This is a genomic window from Bradyrhizobium cytisi, from assembly GCF_008123515.1.
Lineage (GTDB): Bacteria > Pseudomonadota > Alphaproteobacteria > Rhizobiales > Xanthobacteraceae > Bradyrhizobium > Bradyrhizobium cytisi.
Genome location: NZ_VSSR01000042.1, coordinates 106,805 through 122,734 on the forward strand (window position 1 = coordinate 106,805; position 15,930 = coordinate 122,734).

The 15,930-nt window shown below is 63.6% G+C and carries 13 protein-coding genes and 1 tRNA gene; 11 read left to right on the top strand and 3 right to left on the bottom strand.

What is annotated here, in order from left to right; genetic code table 11:
• Nucleotides 1-160: 160 nt before the first annotated feature.
• From pdhA to FXB38_RS24950, 5 genes are all read left to right on the top strand, one after another.
• Nucleotides 161-1,258, top strand: coding sequence for a pyruvate dehydrogenase (acetyl-transferring) E1 component subunit alpha (gene pdhA, locus FXB38_RS24930; protein WP_246230107.1), 1,098 nt, complete (start codon nucleotides 161-163; stop codon nucleotides 1,256-1,258).
• The gene (locus FXB38_RS24935; protein WP_148753595.1) at nucleotides 1,251-2,231 is read left to right on the top strand and encodes an alpha-ketoacid dehydrogenase subunit beta; all 981 of its coding nucleotides are present in this window, start codon (nucleotides 1,251-1,253) and stop codon (nucleotides 2,229-2,231) included. Before pdhA ends, FXB38_RS24935 begins: the two co-directional genes overlap by 8 nt.
• Nucleotides 2,232-2,281: 50 nt before the next feature.
• Nucleotides 2,282-3,376, top strand: coding sequence for a dihydrolipoamide acetyltransferase family protein (locus FXB38_RS24940; RefSeq protein WP_148753596.1), 1,095 nt, complete (start codon nucleotides 2,282-2,284; stop codon nucleotides 3,374-3,376).
• Nucleotides 3,377-3,525: 149 nt separating this feature from the next.
• On the top strand, nucleotides 3,526-4,914 hold the full coding sequence (locus FXB38_RS24945; RefSeq protein ID WP_148753597.1) for an NfeD family protein: 1,389 nt from the start codon (nucleotides 3,526-3,528) through the stop codon (nucleotides 4,912-4,914).
• Nucleotides 4,904-5,665, top strand: a complete 762-nt coding sequence (locus FXB38_RS24950) for a slipin family protein (RefSeq protein WP_148753598.1) — start codon at nucleotides 4,904-4,906, stop codon at nucleotides 5,663-5,665. The genes FXB38_RS24945 and FXB38_RS24950 overlap by 11 nt, the downstream gene beginning before the upstream one ends.
• An 81-nt stretch (nucleotides 5,666-5,746) precedes the next feature.
• On the opposite strand, the gene glnA is transcribed toward FXB38_RS24950, so the two are convergent.
• On the bottom strand, nucleotides 5,747-7,156 hold the full coding sequence (gene glnA, locus FXB38_RS24955; RefSeq protein WP_148753599.1) for a type I glutamate--ammonia ligase: 1,410 nt from the start codon (nucleotides 7,154-7,156) through the stop codon (nucleotides 5,747-5,749).
• A 150-nt stretch (nucleotides 7,157-7,306) separates the two neighbouring features.
• A complete protein-coding gene (locus tag FXB38_RS24960; RefSeq protein WP_007603495.1) occupies nucleotides 7,307-7,645 on the bottom strand; it encodes a P-II family nitrogen regulator in 339 nt (112 codons plus the stop codon).
• Nucleotides 7,646-8,023: 378 nt separating this feature from the next.
• Between FXB38_RS24960 and FXB38_RS24965 the strand changes: the two genes are divergently transcribed.
• Both FXB38_RS24965 and FXB38_RS24970 read left to right on the top strand, forming a co-directional pair.
• On the top strand, nucleotides 8,024-9,523 hold the full coding sequence (locus FXB38_RS24965) for an NAD(P)H-hydrate dehydratase (protein WP_148753600.1): 1,500 nt from the start codon (nucleotides 8,024-8,026) through the stop codon (nucleotides 9,521-9,523).
• Nucleotides 9,523-9,957: a GNAT family N-acetyltransferase gene (locus FXB38_RS24970; RefSeq protein ID WP_148753601.1), complete on the top strand. Its 435-nt coding sequence runs from the start codon at nucleotides 9,523-9,525 to the stop codon at nucleotides 9,955-9,957. The genes FXB38_RS24965 and FXB38_RS24970 overlap by 1 nt, the downstream gene beginning before the upstream one ends.
• Nucleotides 9,958-9,967: 10 nt before the next feature.
• Here FXB38_RS24970 and FXB38_RS24975 read toward each other — a convergent pair whose 3' ends face one another.
• The gene (locus FXB38_RS24975) at nucleotides 9,968-11,272 is read right to left on the bottom strand and encodes a multicopper oxidase family protein (protein ID WP_148753602.1); all 1,305 of its coding nucleotides are present in this window, start codon (nucleotides 11,270-11,272) and stop codon (nucleotides 9,968-9,970) included.
• Nucleotides 11,273-11,426: 154 nt separating this feature from the next.
• Between FXB38_RS24975 and FXB38_RS24980 the strand changes: the two genes are divergently transcribed.
• From FXB38_RS24980 to clpX, 4 genes are all read left to right on the top strand, one after another.
• Nucleotides 11,427-11,511: transfer RNA gene (locus FXB38_RS24980), tRNA-Leu, on the top strand.
• A gap of 179 nt (nucleotides 11,512-11,690) precedes the next feature.
• A complete protein-coding gene (gene tig, locus FXB38_RS24985; RefSeq protein WP_148753603.1) occupies nucleotides 11,691-13,049 on the top strand; it encodes a trigger factor in 1,359 nt (452 codons plus the stop codon).
• Between the two features lie 278 nt (nucleotides 13,050-13,327).
• Entirely contained in the window at nucleotides 13,328-13,960 is a 633-nt protein-coding gene (locus FXB38_RS24990) for an ATP-dependent Clp protease proteolytic subunit (RefSeq protein WP_148753604.1), read from the top strand.
• 477 nt (nucleotides 13,961-14,437) lie between these two features.
• Nucleotides 14,438-15,709, top strand: coding sequence for an ATP-dependent Clp protease ATP-binding subunit ClpX (gene clpX / locus FXB38_RS24995; protein WP_148753605.1), 1,272 nt, complete (start codon nucleotides 14,438-14,440; stop codon nucleotides 15,707-15,709).
• Nucleotides 15,710-15,930: the final 221 nt, after the last annotated feature.

A 15,930-nucleotide genomic window follows, 5' to 3' on the forward strand; every position in this document is an offset into this window, starting at 1 on the left:
TCAATGACGCGACCTGTGATGGTGCGAATCGATCGCCGCAAGCGGCGGTGCAGCAAGGACTGCGAGCCCTGCGGAGTAGTCCTTCGGCGGTATTGCATCGTCTGGCACAAACACCACCTGAATGAGTTGTAGAAGGCACAATCGCTCCGGGAGTGAGAGCGTGGCCAGCCGAAGGGTAAACCAGGATCTCCCCGTCATCGCGCGCTTCGAGGTGCGCCACCGCAATTACCTCGCGCCAGATGGCTCGATCCAGCGACCGCTTCCTTCTTTCGCCTCCGATTCCAAGCTGCTGACTGAGCTTTACCGGTCGATGGTACTGCTGCGGCTGTTTGACCGGAAGGCTGTTGCATTGCAGCGCACAGGCAGGCTTGGGACTTACGCCGTTTCGCTTGGCCAGGAGGCCGTATCGGTTGGGATCGCCAGTGCGATGCGGAAGGAGGACGTGCTGTTGCCGTCGTATCGCGACAATGGGGCTCTGCTCTGGCGCGGCGTCAAGCTGGAGGAGATCCTCCTGTTCTGGGGCGGCGACGAACGCGGCAACCGGTTTTCAGGGCCGGTTCACGATTTCCCATTCTGTGTTCCGGTCGGGTCCCAGGCGCCGCATGCCGCCGGTGTCGCCTACGCCCTCAAGCTGCGCAAGCAACCGCGTGTCGCGGTGTGCTTGTTCGGCGATGGTGCCACCTCGAAAGGCGACGTCTATGAGGCGATGAATTTTGCCGGCGTGCACAGATTACCACTCGTCTTTGTCGTCGCCAACAATCAATGGGCCATATCGGTACCGTTGCGACAGCAGACCGCGTGCGAAACGCTGGCGCAGAAGGCGATCGCCGCAGGCTTTATCGGTGAGCAGGTCGACGGCGGTGACGTGGTGGCGATCCGGGCCGCCAGCGAGGAGGCCATTGCCGCCGCCCGCGACGGCAATGGACCCCGGTTCATCGAGGCGGTCACGTACCGGCTCGGCGACCACACCACATCCGATGACGCTGCGCGCTATCGCCCCGCCGAGGAGGTCCAGGCGCACTGGAAGGAAGAGCCGATTGCGCGGCTGAGGGCTTATCTCGTCGCGCAGAAGATGTGGAGCAAGGCGGATGAGGAGCAGCTCGCCGCCGAATGCCATGCGCGCGTCGAGGCGGCGGCCGAACGCTATCTGGCGACAGCGCCGCGCCGTCCCGAAACCATGTTCGATCACCTTTATGCCGATCTGCCGGCAGCCTATGCCGCGCAACGCCGCGAACTTGCGGGAGAGCACGATGCCTGAGGCAACGTTGGTCGAAGCCATCAACTTGGCGCTCGCTCGCGCCATGGAGGATGATCCTGACGTGGTCGTGCTTGGTGAGGATGTTGGCGTCAACGGCGGCGTCTTCCGCGCCACCGCAGGTTTGCAGAAACGGTTTGGGACGGAGCGGGTCCTCGATACGCCGCTTGCCGAGCTCTTGATCTCTGGGCTCTGCGTCGGCATGGCCGCGCAGGGACTGAAACCGGTCGGCGAGATCCAGTTCATGGGGTTCATCTATCCCTGCCTGGATCAGCTCGTGAACCATGCATCCCGATTGCGCAACCGGACCCAGGGACGGCTCACCTGTCCCATGGTTCTGCGCACGCCGCACGGTGCCGGCATCCGCGCGCCCGAGCATCATTCCGAAAGCACCGAGGCAATGCTCGCCCATATTCCCGGCTTGCGCGTCGTCATGCCTTCCTCGCCGGAACGTGCCTATGGATTGTTGCTCGCCGCTATCCGCGATCCCGATCCCGTCGTGTTTCTCGAGTCGACGCGCCTGTACCGTGCGGCCAAAGGCGAGGTGGAGGACAATGGCGAAGCCTTGCCGTTGGATGCCGCCTTTGTCTTGAGGGAAGGCCGCGATCTCACGCTGATCAGCTGGGGGGCCATGCTGAAGGAAACCATGGCTGCGGCGGAGGCACTTTCCGTCGAAGGCATCGCCGCGGAGGTCATCGATCTTGCCACGCTCAAGCCCTACGACGAAGACACCGTGCTCGGTTCGGTCGCCAAGACCGGCCGTTGCGTGATCGTGCATGAGGCCGCACGGACCGGCGGATTTGGTGCCGAGATCGCCGCTACAATTGCTGAGCGCCGCCTCTCCTCGCTGCTCGCGCCTGTGACCCGCGTCACCGGCTACGACACCATCGTTCCGATGGCGCGACTGGAGCAATATTACATGCCGTCGGTCGAACGCATCATGACTGCCGCCCGCAAGGTCTGCCAGTTCAGCTAGATGTCAACGGAGCGGATTTCAACGGACCGGATTTTCACGGACTTGGGCCCATGCGCCAGTTCACATTGCCGGATCTTGGAGAAGGCCTCGAGGAGGCGGAGATCGTGAGCTGGTATGTCGGCGAGGGCGATCACGTCGTCACTGATCAGCCGCTCGTGTCGGTCGAGACCGACAAGGCGGTGGTTGAGATACCATCTCCGTCGAGCGGGCGCATCGCACGCGTCTTTGGCGCCAAGGGCGATATCGTCAAGGTCGGCGCGCCGCTCGTCGAATTTGCCGAGGGCGCCGAACAGGACACCGGCACCATCGTTGGCGACCTCGGCAGCGGCGAACGTCGGCCCGCTCCAGGAACGCCTGCCGAGCCCCTGACCGGACCGCAGGTGTTTCCGGCTGTGCGGGCACTCGCGCGCAAGCTCGACGTCGATCTTGAGAGCGTGGAGCCCACGGGTCCCGGCGGCACCGTCACGCGGGCCGATGTCGAGCGGGCCGCGAAGATTGTGTCCCAAGCCGGCAGCGCCGAGCCGCTCCGAGGCACGCGGCGTGCCATGGCACAGCGCATGGCAACAGCCCATGCGCAAGTTGTTCCCGCCACTGTGACCGATGAAGCCGACATCGACGATTGGCCGACGGGCGAGGACGTGACGATCCGTCTGGTGCGGGCCATTGCTGCCGCCTGCACGGCGGAGCCCGCGCTTAATGCCTGGTACAATCCCAGCGCAGGAGAACGGCGTCTCATGGCGCGTGTCGATCTCGGCATTGCCGTGGATACCGAGGGCGGCCTGATTGTTCCTGTGTTGCGCAACGTCGCGGAGCGCAGCGTATCGGATTTGCGGACGGGGCTTGACCGGCTGCGGGCCGATGCCATCGCGCGCTCGATACCGCCTGAAGAGCTGCGTGGCGCGACGATCACCCTATCGAACTTCGGGATGATCGGCGGCCGGTTCGCAAATCTGATCGTCGTGCCGCCCCAGACTGCCATCATCGGTGCTGGACGGATTTCGCCGGGTGTCGTCCCGCACCGGGGGCAGCCTGCTGTGAGACGCACGCTGCCGCTGTCGCTTACCTTTGATCATCGCGTCGTGACCGGTGGTGAAGCTGCCCGCTTCATGGTCGCACTCAAGTCGGATCTTGAGCAGATGTCGTGAACGCTGTCGGCAACGCGCTCGCACCAAAAGTCCTTTGGTTGCCCAGATCAATCGCATCGCACAACGGTGCTCATGATTCCCTTTATTCCTAATTCGGGCATTGAGGTTCCGGAACTGGACGCCATATCTTCGGCAAGGGAGCCCTTGCCGTGCAGACCATGAAGGCGGCCCTCGTTGCGACGATCGGCATCGTCGCTTTTCTGTCCTGTCTCCGTCCCGGCCTGGCGGAGGAGAATCGCCGTCTTGCACTCACCGTCACAATCGATGGAGCCATTGGGCCGGCGTCGGCCAGCTACGTGAAGGAGGCACTGGCCAAGGCGAGCGAACGGCGCGCCGAGGTCGTGCTTCTGACAATGAACACTCCCGGCGGTCTCAACTCCAGCATGCGCGAGATCATCGCGGATGTGCTCGGCTCGTCCGTTCCCGTCGTCGGCTACGTCGCTCCCTCCGGCGCCCATGCGGCAAGTGCCGGGACGTATATCCTTTATGCGGCACATATAGCAGCGATGGCGCCAGGCACCAATATTGGGGCCGCGACGCCGGTGCAGATTGGCGGACCGCTTCCCGGCCTGCCGAGCGGTGCACCCGACAAGGACAGCAAGGACAAGAAGGATGAGCCGAAGGACCCGATGACGGCGAAGGTGACGAACGATGCCGTTGCCTTTATCCGCAGCCTCGCCGAACTGCGCGGCCGCAATGCCGATTGGGCCGAGAAGGCGGTCCGTGAAGCCGCCACCCTGTCCGCCGACGGCGCGTTGCAGGCGCACGCCATCGACCTCGTCGCGCGCGATCCGGCTGACCTGCTCAGGCAAATCGATGGTCGCGTCGTCGAGGTCGCGGGCGGCGCGACGCAACGCCTGGCAACGCAGAACGCGGTCATCGAAGCCGTCGACCCCGGGTGGATATCCCGATTCCTGGCGGTCATCACCGATCCGAACGTCTCGCTCATTCTCCTGATGGTCGGCATCTACGGCTTGATCTTCGAGTTCATGTCGCCCGGTGCAGTCGCTCCGGGGGTAGTCGGGACGATCTGCCTGCTGCTCGGCCTCTACGCCCTCAATCTGCTGCCGATCAATTATGCCGGACTGGGCTTGATGCTGGTCGGGATCGCGCTCCTTGCCATCGAAGCGTTTAATCCGACCGTCGTGATCGGACTTGGTGGCGTCGCCGCCTTTGTGCTGGGCGCCATCATGCTGCTCAGGGTCGAAGCGCCGGGCTACCGGCTGTCATGGTCGGTCATCGCCGTTGTCGCGGCGATGCTCACCGGTCTCGTTCTGGTCGTGCTTGGCGCGCTTCGGCGCGCCCGCCGCGGCCCGCCAAGGGTTGGCGCGCAAGCCATGCGAGGCTTGGCCGCCGAGGTCCTCGACTGGAACGAGAACGAGGGACATGTCTTTACGCATGGCGAGCGCTGGCAAGCGCGCGGCGCCGACAGCTTCAAGCCCGGCGAGAGGGTCGAGGTCGCCAATATCGCCGGCTTGACGCTAGTGGTCCGGCGTCCGAACCCTGCGAGCGGCAAGGGAGGCCAATCTGATGATTGAATATTCGATTTACGCAGTGCTTGCGCTAATCGTTGTCATGTTTCTCACCCAGGCCGTTCGCATCCTCAGGGAATACGAGCGCGGCGTTATCTTCACGCTCGGCCGCTTCACCGGCGTGAGGGGGCCGGGGCTGATCATCCTCATTCCGGTCGTGCAGCAACTCGTCAAGCTCGATCTCAGGGTGATGGTGCAGGTCGTGCCGCCCCAGGACGTGATTTCGCGCGACAACGTCCCGGTCAAGGTCAATGCCGTTCTCTACTTCCGCATTGTCGACCCCGAGCGCGCCATCATCAAGGTCGGCGACTACATGGCCGCGACCAGTCAGCTCGCCCAGACCACGCTGCGTTCGGTGCTTGGCAAGCATGAGCTCGACGAGATGCTCGCCGAGCGCGACCGGTTGAACGCCGATATCCAGGAGATACTCGACAAGCAGACCGACATCTGGGGCATCAAGGTCACCGGCATAGAGATCAAGGATGTCGATCTCAACGAAAACATGGTGCGCGCGATCGCCAAGCAGGCCGAGGCTGAACGGTTGCGGCGCGCCAAGGTGATCAACGCGATGGGCGAGCAGCAGGCCGCGGAGAAGCTTGTGGAGGCTGGCCGGATCCTCGCGCAGGAGCCGCAGGCAATGCAGCTGCGCTATTTCGCGGCTCTGCACGACATCGCCGGCGAGCGGTCGTCAACCATCGTCTTCCCGCTGCCGGCAGGCCTGCTCGATCATCTCATTCCGCGACGGGATAACCCGTAGCTGGCAAGTTTCTACGTTCGCAAACGAAAAGGCGCCCCTCGCGGAGCGCCTTTTTGCTTGATCGCATACAGTCGGGCCAGATCAGCCCGAATAGTACATGTCGAACTCGACCGGGTGCGGTGTCATTTCGAAGCGCTCGACTTCCGTCATTTTCAGCTCGATGTAGCTGTCGATGAAGTCGTCGTCGAACACGCCGCCGGCCTTGAGGAAGCCGCGGTCCTTGTCGAGGCTTTCGAGCGCCTCGCGGAGCGAGCCGCACACCGTCGGGATCTGCTTCAGCTCTTCCTTCGGCAGGTCGTAGAGATCCTTGTCCATTGCCGGACCCGGATCGATCTTGTTCTTGATGCCGTCGAGGCCGGCCATCAGCATCGCCGCGAAGCCGAGATAGGGATTGGCGAGCGGATCGGGAAAGCGCACCTCGACGCGCTTGGCCTTCGGCGAAGCGGTGTAGGGGATGCGGCAGGAGGCCGATCGGTTGCGCGCAGAGTAGGCGAGCAGCACCGGCGCCTCATAGCCCGGGACCAGACGCTTGTAGGAGTTGGTCGACGGGTTGGTGAAGGCGTTGATGGCCTTGGCGTGCTTGATGATGCCGCCGATATAGTGGAGGCAGGTCTCCGACAGGTCGGCATATTTGTTGCCGGCGAACACCGGCTTGCCGTCCTTCCAGATCGACTGGTGCACGTGCATGCCCGAGCCATTGTCGCCAAAGACCGGCTTCGGCATGAAGGTGGCGGTCTTGCCGTAGATGTGCGCGACCTGGTGGATGCAGTATTTGTAGATCTGCAGATGGTCGGCCATCAGCGTCAGCGTGTCGAACTTCATGCCGAGCTCGTGCTGGGCTGATGCGACCTCGTGGTGATGCTTCTCGACCTTGACGCCCATCTTGGCCATGGCGCCGAGCATCTCGGAGCGCATGTCCTGCACGGAGTCCTGCGGCGGGACAGGGAAGTAGCCGCTCTTGGTGCGGATACGGTGGCCGAGATTGCCGCCCTCATATTCGGTGTCGGTGTTGGTCGGCAGCTCCGAGGAGTCAAGCCTGAAACCGGTGTTGTAGGGACCGGAGGAGAAGCGCACGTCGTCGAACACGAAGAACTCGGCCTCGGGGCCGACGAAGACGGTGTCGCCCACGCCCATCGACTTCACCATGGCTTCGGCCTTCTTGGCGATGCCGCGGGGGTCGCGGTTGTAGGGCTCGCCGGTGGTCGGCTCGAGCACGTCGCAGGTGATGACCATGGTGGTCTCGGCGAAGAACGGATCGATCGTCGCGGTCACCGGATCGGGCATCAGGCACATGTCGGACTCGTTGATCGCCTTCCAGCCGGCGATCGAGGAGCCGTCGAACATCGTTCCTTCGGCGAAAATGTCCTCATCGATCATGCTGACGTCGAACGTCACGTGCTGCCACTTGCCGCGCGGATCGGTGAAGCGCAGGTCGACGTACTTGACGTCGTTGTCCTTGATCGATTTCAGGACGTCTTTGGCGGTCTTCATGCATACCCCTTTTGGCTCTGCGGGTCGGTTTCCAGGTGAGCAGATTCGTTCTCGCTTTCGGCGAGTTGGCGCAACCGCACAAACGAAATCAGGCCGCCGAAGCAGCCTTTTTTCTTTCAGAGTGTCGCAAGATTCGGGATAGCACCCGGCTCAGATAGCGTCCAGCCCGGATTCGCCGGTTCGGATGCGGATCGCCTCCTCGATATTGGAGACGAAAATCTTGCCGTCGCCGATGCGCCCGGTTTGCGCGGCGCGGCGGATCGCGTCGATCGCGCGCTCGACCAGGTCGTCGCCGATCACGATCTCGATCTTCACCTTGGGCAGGAAGTCGACGATGTATTCTGCGCCCCGGTAGAGCTCGGCATGGCCCTTCTGCCGGCCAAAGCCCTTGGCTTCGGTCACGGTGATGCCTTGCAGGCCAACTTCCTGAAGCGCTTCCTTCACCTCGTCGAGCTTGAACGGCTTGATGATGGCTTCGATTTTCTTCACTGCGCGCCTCCCGGCCTGGTCGATCAAATAGCAACGTCTTCGTCAGGATGCGCTTTATCTCACGCACGATCTTGTCTTCGCTATGCCGGGACCTGACCAGCCCGGCAACAACGGCCGGCCACACCCAGATATTGCAGTGAGCACGACGAACCGAAGCGGCTTCCTCGAAAGCAGGGTCTATGCCAAGTTGCAAATGCCCTGATTATTGGAGCGTTATCAGCCTTTTAACGAGCATCTCTGATAGGTGGAGCCGACCGCTCAAAATACCGCAGACTACGAAATAGGCAAACGGTTCAATATCTATGCAGTTCGTTGTCCCGTTGTCTGGATCGGCACGGAACGTGCCTGTTGAAAAGGCGTTTGGACCAGGGAAGTGGCATGGAAGTTCTAACCACCGCCGAAATGCAGCGGGCTGATCAACTCAGCATCACGGCCGGCACGCCCGGCTTCAAGCTGATGCTGAGCGCGGGCCAGGCGGTAGCGGGCGCCGCCAGAGCACTGGTGGAGGCGGGGCCGATCCTGATCGTGGCTGGCCCCGGCAACAATGGCGGTGACGGTTTTGTCGCAGCCGCCGAGCTCGCCGCACAAGGGCGCGAGGTCTCGGTCATCCTGATGTGCGAGCGGGATCAGCTCCAGGGCGACGCAGCCTCCGCCGCGCGCGGCTGGAAGCACCCGGTGCTGCCGTTCAATCCGCAGGCGATTGGAAAGCCGGCGCTGATCATCGACGCGCTGTTCGGTGCGGGTTTGAGCCGTCCCGTCGACGGCGAGGCGCGGGCGATGATCGAGGCGATCAATGCCAATGGCGCGCCGGTGCTGGCGGTCGATCTCCCAAGCGGCATCAACGGCACCAGCGCGGCCGTGCTGGGCGTGGCGGTGAACGCCGCCGAGACCGTCACGTTCTTTCGCAAGAAGGCCGCGCATTTGCTGCTGCCGGGTCGCATGCATTGCGGCCGCGTGCGCGTCGCCGACATCGGCATCGACGCGCAGGTGCTCGACGAGATCGCGCCGCAGACCTTTGAGAACGATCCGGATTTCTGGGGCACCGCCTTTCCGGTGCCGCGCATCGACGGCCATAAATACGCACGCGGTCATGTGCTGGCGATCTCCGGCGATGCGGCCGCGACCGGTGCTGCGCGGCTCGCCGCCCGGGCCGCCTTGCGTGCGGGCGCCGGCCTCGTGACGCTCGCGACCCCGCGCGATGCGCTGGCGATCAATGCAGCCGCGCTGACCGCCGTGATGGTTCGCCCCGTCGACACCGTGGTCGAGTTCGGTGAGTTGCTCGGCGACAAGCGCTACAACACCTGCATGATCGGTCCCGGCGCCGGCGTCGGTGAGCAAACCTGCGATATCGTTCATACCGCCATCTCGGCACAGCGCCATGTCGTGCTCGACGCGGATGCGCTGACGAGCTTTGCCGCCAATCCCGAGCGACTGTTTGAAACGATCAAGTCTTCGCCAGAGGCCCAGGTGGTCCTGACGCCGCACGAGGGCGAGTTTCCGCGGCTGTTCTCCGACCTCAGCAACAAGACTCCGGGCCGCTCGAAGCTCGAGCGCGTCCGCGCCGCTGCCGAACGCTCCGGCGCCGTCGTGCTCTTGAAGGGCCCTGACACCACGATCGCCGCGCCTGACGGCCGCGCCACCATCGCCGCCAACGCCCCGCCATGGCTCGCCACCGCCGGCGCCGGCGACGTGCTCGCCGGCATCATCGCAGGGCTGCTGGCGCAGGGCGTGCCGGCGTTCGAGGCCGCCAGCATCGGCGTCTGGATGCACGGCGAGGCCGCGAGCGAAGCGGGGCCCGGGCTGATCGCAGAAGATCTCACCGAGACGCTGCCGGCCGTGCACCGGCGGATCTACAACGCGCTCGGGATCGAATACTGATGCTCCGGCCGCTCGCGCTCGCCGACATGGGCGCGGCTGCGCAGGTCCACCGGATCGCGTTCGACCAGGCGATGCCGTGGCTCACCGGGCTGCACACGCCGGACGAGGACCGCTGGTTCTACCGCGAGCGTGTCTTTCCGACCTGCCGCGTCTGGGGACGCTTCGACGGCGATGAGCTGGGCGGAATCATCGCGTTTCGTGACGGCTGGATCGAGCAGCTCTACGTTCGTCCCGGCGTGCAGGGCCGCGGCTTCGGCACGGCACTGCTCGACATCGCCAAAGCCGCCAGCGAGCGGCTCGAGCTCTGGACCTTCCAGCGCAACACACCGGGCCGGCGCTTCTATGAAGCGCGCGGGTTCAGGCTGGCCGAGGAGACCGACGGAACGCGGAACGAGGAGAAGGAGCCGGACGTCCGGTACGTTTGGACACGCTAGGGCCGATGCTTCACTCCACCCCGTACCACCGCACCAGCCGTGGCGCGGCCCAATCGGTCACCACGGATTCGATCAGCCATCGTCCCGGCGAGGTCGCGGCGAAGGCGATGCGCTGGGTCTGGCCGGGCTCGATGGCGAGCGTGTCGAGCCAGTAGGGCTTCCAGCCATCGTCGAGCCGGTCGAGCAGGCGGAAATGATGGCCGTGCAAATGGAAGATGGTGGTGATGGGGGCGGGGTTCTTCACCGCCAGCACGACGGTCCGGCCGGCCTTGGCGGTGAATGCGGGGGCGGAGATGGTGGAGAAATTGGCTGTCCGGGTCCAGCCGGCGCCGGGTGAGCCGGGCGCGACATCGAACCGCAGGGCGCCCCTCAGGTCGAGTTTTTCGGGAAGGCCGTTCGACGGGAGCGGCTGAGGCGGCGGCAGCGGCGTGCGCCGCTCCAGTTGGCCGGAGACGGCGAGGCGCCCGATCGGGTGCGCCTCCTTGCCGTCATGCAGCACCAACGCGGCCGCCATGGCCGCATCCACAAAGGCATCGGCGCGGGCTCCGGGGGCCAGCACCAGGGCGCCGTTGCGGGCCGGGAACGGCTCCGCCGGCTGTCCGTCCAGCGCCATCACCTGGACCTCATGGCTTTCCAATTTGATTGCCAGAACAGAACGTTGCGAGCCGTTGATGAAGCGCAGCCGCAGCCGCTCGCCGGCGGAGGCTGAGAGTTCGAATGAAGTTAGCCCGTTGAGTGTGTAGAGCGGTATCGTATCTTTGGGATCCTGGCCCGGCGGCAGTGCGGTGCCGTCCTGCCTCACGCGCCATTCCTCGATCAGCAGAACCTCGTCGCGATCGACGGCGATGCGGCTGGTCTCCTCGGCAATTACCGGAAGCGGGCGCGCAGGTTGCTTCAGGCGGTCTTCAAAGAGGCGAAAGTCGGCTACCAGGGTCCCGGCGTTTGGTATTGAAACAATTGATATTTCGGTTGCGTCCGGGGCGGTGGGCGCGCGCCCCCGCAACGGATCAGCCTGCGCCGCCCCATTGAGGCCGTACCAGACCGGCGCAAGCGGGACCGGCAGGGTATTGCGGAAGGTCACCTCACAGCGGTCGCCGCGCCTGAGATGGATGTTGCCGAGATGGCTTACGGCGGCCAGCTCCCAGATCGGTGCAGGGGGCCGATCCGGCCTCAGAGCGAGGGTCGCAGGGCGGGCCTGGAGCGCAAGCTGGGTGGTGGTAACAGGCGCTGCGCCACCGCCGAGCAAGCCCGCGGCGGAGGCCCCAAGGCCGGCCAGGACCTCGCGTCTGGATGGGGCGAAAATCCGCGGTTTCATAGGCGCGATCCGGACCACGCCGCGCTGGATAAGTCCAGCCATCGTGCTTACTTGAAGGGTGTCTCGATCAAGCCATTTTTTTGCTGCGAACAGGCGGGCGCATGCTATAAGCCCGCCGCCCGCGGCATCGCGGCCGGTCTTGATGCAAATTCACGCGGGCGTGGCGGAACTGGTAGACGCGCTGGATTTAGGTTCCAGTGACGAAAGTTGTGGGGGTTCGAGTCCCTCCGCCCGCACCAAGCGCTTTCAGCGTTTGCACGGATTACTGGGGGGCCTCGCTCCGCGCGGACGTTTTTCCGCCTGGAGCCGGGCTCGATGAACCACCGGCGTTGAGGCGTTTGCCTCGCGCCGGATCGATTAATGACAGCGTTCCGACGCGCGAGCGTGCCGGGACCGAACGAGAAGAAGATTGGACGCCATGCAGGTCACAGAAACCATCTCGGAAGGCTTGAAGCACGAGTTCAAGATCAGCGTTCCCGCCTCTGACCTCGACGCCAAGGCTGGCGCCAAGCTCGTCGACCTCAAGGACAAGGTGCGCCTCAATGGCTTCCGTCCCGGCAAGGTGCCGGTTGGCCACCTGAAGAAGGTCTATGGCCGCTCGGTGATGGCCGAGACCATCGACCAGACCATCCGCGACACCAACACCCAGCTGTTCTCCGAGCGCGGCTTCAAGCTCGCGACGGAGCCGAAGATCACCATGCCGACCGAGAAGGCCGAGGTCGAGGAACTGCTCTTGGGCAAGTCCGACCTGACCTACACGGTCGCGATCGAAGTGGTGCCCGCCATCGCGCTCGCCGACTTCAAGTCCTTCCAGGTCGAGAAGCCCGTCGCCGACGTCTCCGATTCGGACGTCGACGAGGCGATCAAGCGCATCGCCGACACCAACCGCGGCTATGCCGCCAAGGGGGAGGGCGCGAAGGCTGAATCCGGCGACCGCGTCACCATCAGCTTCAAGGGCACCATCAACGGCGAAGCCTTCGAGGGCGGCGCCGGCGAAGGCATCCAGGTCGTGATCGGCTCCAACACCTTCATCCCGGGCTTCGAGGAGCAGCTCATCGGCATCGGCGCGAACGAGACGCGCACGCTGAAAGTGTCGTTCCCCAAGAACTACATGAGCGAGAAGCTCGCCGGCCAGGCGGCCGAGTTCGAGACCACCGCGACGCTGATCGAGGCGCCGCAGGATCTCACCATCGACGACGAGTTCGCCAAGACGCTTGGCCTCGAATCGCTGGACAAGCTCAAGGAAGCCGCGCGCGAGCGGCTGGTTGCCGAATACGCCGGTGCGACGCGCCAGCGCGTCAAGCGCGCGCTGCTCGACCGTCTCGACGAGGCGCATCGCTTCGAGGCGCCGCCCTCGCTCGTCGACGAGGAGTTCAACCTGATGTGGAACTCGGTCAAGGCCGAGATGGATTCCGCCGGCAAGACCTTTGCCGACGAGGACACCACTGAGGACAAGGCGAAGGAAGAGTACCGCAAGATCGCCGACCGCCGCGTGCGTCTCGGCCTCGTGCTCTCCGAGATCGGCGAGAAAAACAAGATCACCGTGACCGACGACGAGGTCGGCCGCGCCGTGATCGAGCGTGCCCGCTCGATGCCCGGCCGCGAGAAGGAAGTCTGGGACTATTACCGCAGCAATGCCCAGGCGCTGGCCCAGCTTCGTGCACCGATCTACGAGGACAAGGTCGTCGACTTCATCCTCGAGCTCGCCAACGTGACCGAGAAGAAGGTCTCGCGCGAGGACCTGTACAAGGACGACGAGGAAAAGACTGCAGCCTGAAGGCTTTGAGACAGTCTTCTATTAAGGATGATCAGCGAACCGGCCCAGCTAGCCAGATGGCCGGCTGGGCCTTTTTGCGAGAATCAGCTTCAAGTGCCCGGTGGATTAAGCCTTAACTCGTTCCGTACTTGTCTGGCGCGAATTGGGCTATATCTGTCGGTGGAGCCTGTATCTACGCGTTCCACTTGCAAGCGTTCTTCTACCAACTTCCTGCATCACGGGACGTCCATCGGCCTTCCGGCAAAAGTGGCGACGTCCTCCGAAAACCTAGGTGACTCATGCGCGATCCGGTTGAAACCTACATGAACCTCGTGCCCATGGTGGTCGAGCAGACCAACCGTGGCGAGCGCGCCTATGACATTTTCTCGCGCCTTCTGAAGGAGCGCATCATCTTCCTGACCGGGCCGGTCGAGGACGGCATGTCGACGCTGGTCGTCGCGCAGTTGCTGTTCCTTGAGGCGGAAAATCCGAAGAAGGAAATCTCGATGTACATCAACTCGCCGGGCGGCGTGGTGACGTCGGGCCTCGCGATCTACGACACCATGCAGTTCATCCGCCCGCCGGTCTCGACGCTGTGCACGGGGCAGGCCGCCTCGATGGGCTCGCTGCTGCTTGCCGCTGGCGAGAAGGACATGCGCTTCTCGCTGCCGAACGCGCGCATCATGGTGCATCAGCCCTCCGGCGGCTTCCAGGGCCAGGCCACCGACATCATGCTGCATGCTCAGGAGATCCTGAACCTGAAGAAGCGGCTCAACGAGATCTACGTGAAGCACACCGGCCAGACCTACAAGTCGATCGAGGACGCGCTGGAGCGCGACAAGTTCCTGACGGCGACCGATGCCAAGGAGTTCGGGCTGGTCGACAGGGTGATTGACAAGCGCGCCGAGGAACCGGCGGCGAAGCCTCAGTAACGCGAGCGAGGCGGCAATATCGATCCCTGGAATTCCTCTTGCGGATTCCTTGGGGGATTCCCCGGGGATCGTCAGGGCAACGTTCACGTTAACGGCGCACTTCGCGAGGGCGCAAAAAACGCAGTTCTGCGCCCTGCGACAGGCAGAAAGTTCCGCTTTCGTGCTTGTTTTTCGTGGTAATCCAGCAACGCCGGGGTGATTTCGGTCACTTCGCCCGTGCCAAGACGTGAAATCACGGTATTGTCACGGGTTGTCGGCGACCCCTCGATTAGCGAATTCTTGATAGTCGGGTGACAGCATGGTTGGCTACGAATGATCGGCTATGATCGCGGAGAATCGATTGACCGTGATTCGCACGGTATGTAACGCGTAGGGTCTTTTTTGGTACGGAATTTGCTCTATTTGAGTCCCTTACCCGCGAACGTTTCGGGATGGGACGATCGAGCGGACGGGATCGAACCGCGGACGGAGACATGAATGAGTAAGGTCGGCACGAGCGACTCCAAGAACACGCTATATTGCTCGTTCTGCGGCAAGAGCCAGCACGAAGTCCGCAAACTGATCGCGGGTCCCACGGTCTTCATTTGCGACGAGTGCGTCGAGCTTTGCATGGACATCATCCGCGAGGAGAACAAGTCCTCGCTGGTCAAGTCGCGGGACGGCATTCCGACGCCGAAGGAAATCTGCAAGGTCCTGGACGATTACGTCATCGGCCAGAGCCATGCGAAGAAGGTCCTGTCGGTCGCGGTGCACAACCACTACAAGCGCCTCAACCACCAGACCAAGCACAACGACGTCGAGCTCGCGAAGTCGAACATCCTGCTGATCGGTCCGACCGGTTCGGGCAAGACGCTGCTTGCGCAGACGCTCGCCCGCATTCTGGACGTGCCGTTCACGATGGCGGACGCGACGACGCTGACCGAAGCCGGCTATGTCGGTGAGGACGTTGAGAACATCATCCTGAAGCTGCTCCAGTCCGCCGACTACAACGTCGAGCGTGCCCAGCGCGGCATCGTCTACATCGACGAAATCGACAAGATCAGCCGCAAGTCCGACAATCCCTCGATCACGCGCGACGTGTCGGGTGAGGGCGTGCAGCAGGCGCTGTTGAAGATCATGGAAGGCACGGTCGCTTCGGTTCCGCCGCAGGGCGGCCGCAAGCATCCCCAGCAGGAATTCCTACAGGTGGATACCACCAACATCCTGTTCATCTGCGGCGGTGCGTTCGCCGGCCTCGAGAAGATCATCTCGGCGCGGGGACGGTCGACTTCGATCGGTTTCGCTGCCCAGGTGATGGCGCCGGAAGACCGCCGGACCGGCGAGATATTCCGTCACGTCGAGCCTGAGGATCTCCTGAAGTACGGCCTCATCCCCGAGTTCGTCGGCCGTCTGCCGGTCGTCGCGACGCTGGAGGATCTGGACGAGGTTTCGCTGAAGAAGATCCTGACCGAGCCGAAGAACGCGCTCGTGAAGCAGTACCAGCGGCTGTTCGAGATGGAGAATATCGAGCTGACCTTCGCCGACGAGGCGCTTGGCGCGGTTGCCCGTAGGGCGATCGAGCGCAAGACCGGCGCGCGTGGTCTGCGTTCGATCCTCGAAGCGATCCTGCTCGAGACCATGTTCGACCTGCCGGGCCTGGAAGGTGTGGAAGAAGTCGTGATTTCCCGCGAAGTCGTGGAAGGAACGGCGCGTCCGCTCTACATCTACGCCGATCGGTCCGATCGCGCCGTCGAGAACGCCAGCGCCTGATTTTGCGGCGCTGGAACGCTCCAAACGTCTTTCATGCTAACGGCTGCGGAAATGTACTCCGCAGCCGGAATTGCGTCGCTTACCTGCGTGCGTAAGCGCCTGATGGCGCGCGTTTTTCGATGACTTGACACCCCCCCGGTCGATAGCCACCTTATGTCGGCGGCGAGCGAAAATTCTGTTCAAGATTCGCCTCAGTTCCGATCCGGCAAGCCCGGTCCAAC

Excerpts from the sequence above, each read along its gene's own strand:
- FXB38_RS24935 (WP_148753595.1), top strand. The coding sequence starts at position 1,251 with ATGCCTGAGGCAACGTTGGTCGAAGCCATCAACTTGGCGCTCGCTCGC.
- FXB38_RS24940 (WP_148753596.1), top strand. The coding sequence starts at position 2,282 with ATGCGCCAGTTCACATTGCCGGATCTTGGAGAAGGCCTCGAGGAGGCG.
- glnA (WP_148753599.1), bottom strand. The coding sequence starts at position 7,156 with ATGAAGACCGCCAAAGACGTCCTGAAATCGATCAAGGACAACGACGTC.
- FXB38_RS24965 (WP_148753600.1), top strand. The coding sequence starts at position 8,024 with ATGGAAGTTCTAACCACCGCCGAAATGCAGCGGGCTGATCAACTCAGC.
- FXB38_RS24970 (WP_148753601.1), top strand. The coding sequence starts at position 9,523 with ATGCTCCGGCCGCTCGCGCTCGCCGACATGGGCGCGGCTGCGCAGGTC.
- FXB38_RS24975 (WP_148753602.1), bottom strand. The coding sequence starts at position 11,272 with ATGAAACCGCGGATTTTCGCCCCATCCAGACGCGAGGTCCTGGCCGGC.
- tig (WP_148753603.1), top strand. The coding sequence starts at position 11,691 with ATGCAGGTCACAGAAACCATCTCGGAAGGCTTGAAGCACGAGTTCAAG.
- FXB38_RS24990 (WP_148753604.1), top strand. The coding sequence starts at position 13,328 with ATGCGCGATCCGGTTGAAACCTACATGAACCTCGTGCCCATGGTGGTC.
- clpX (WP_148753605.1), top strand. The coding sequence starts at position 14,438 with ATGAGTAAGGTCGGCACGAGCGACTCCAAGAACACGCTATATTGCTCG.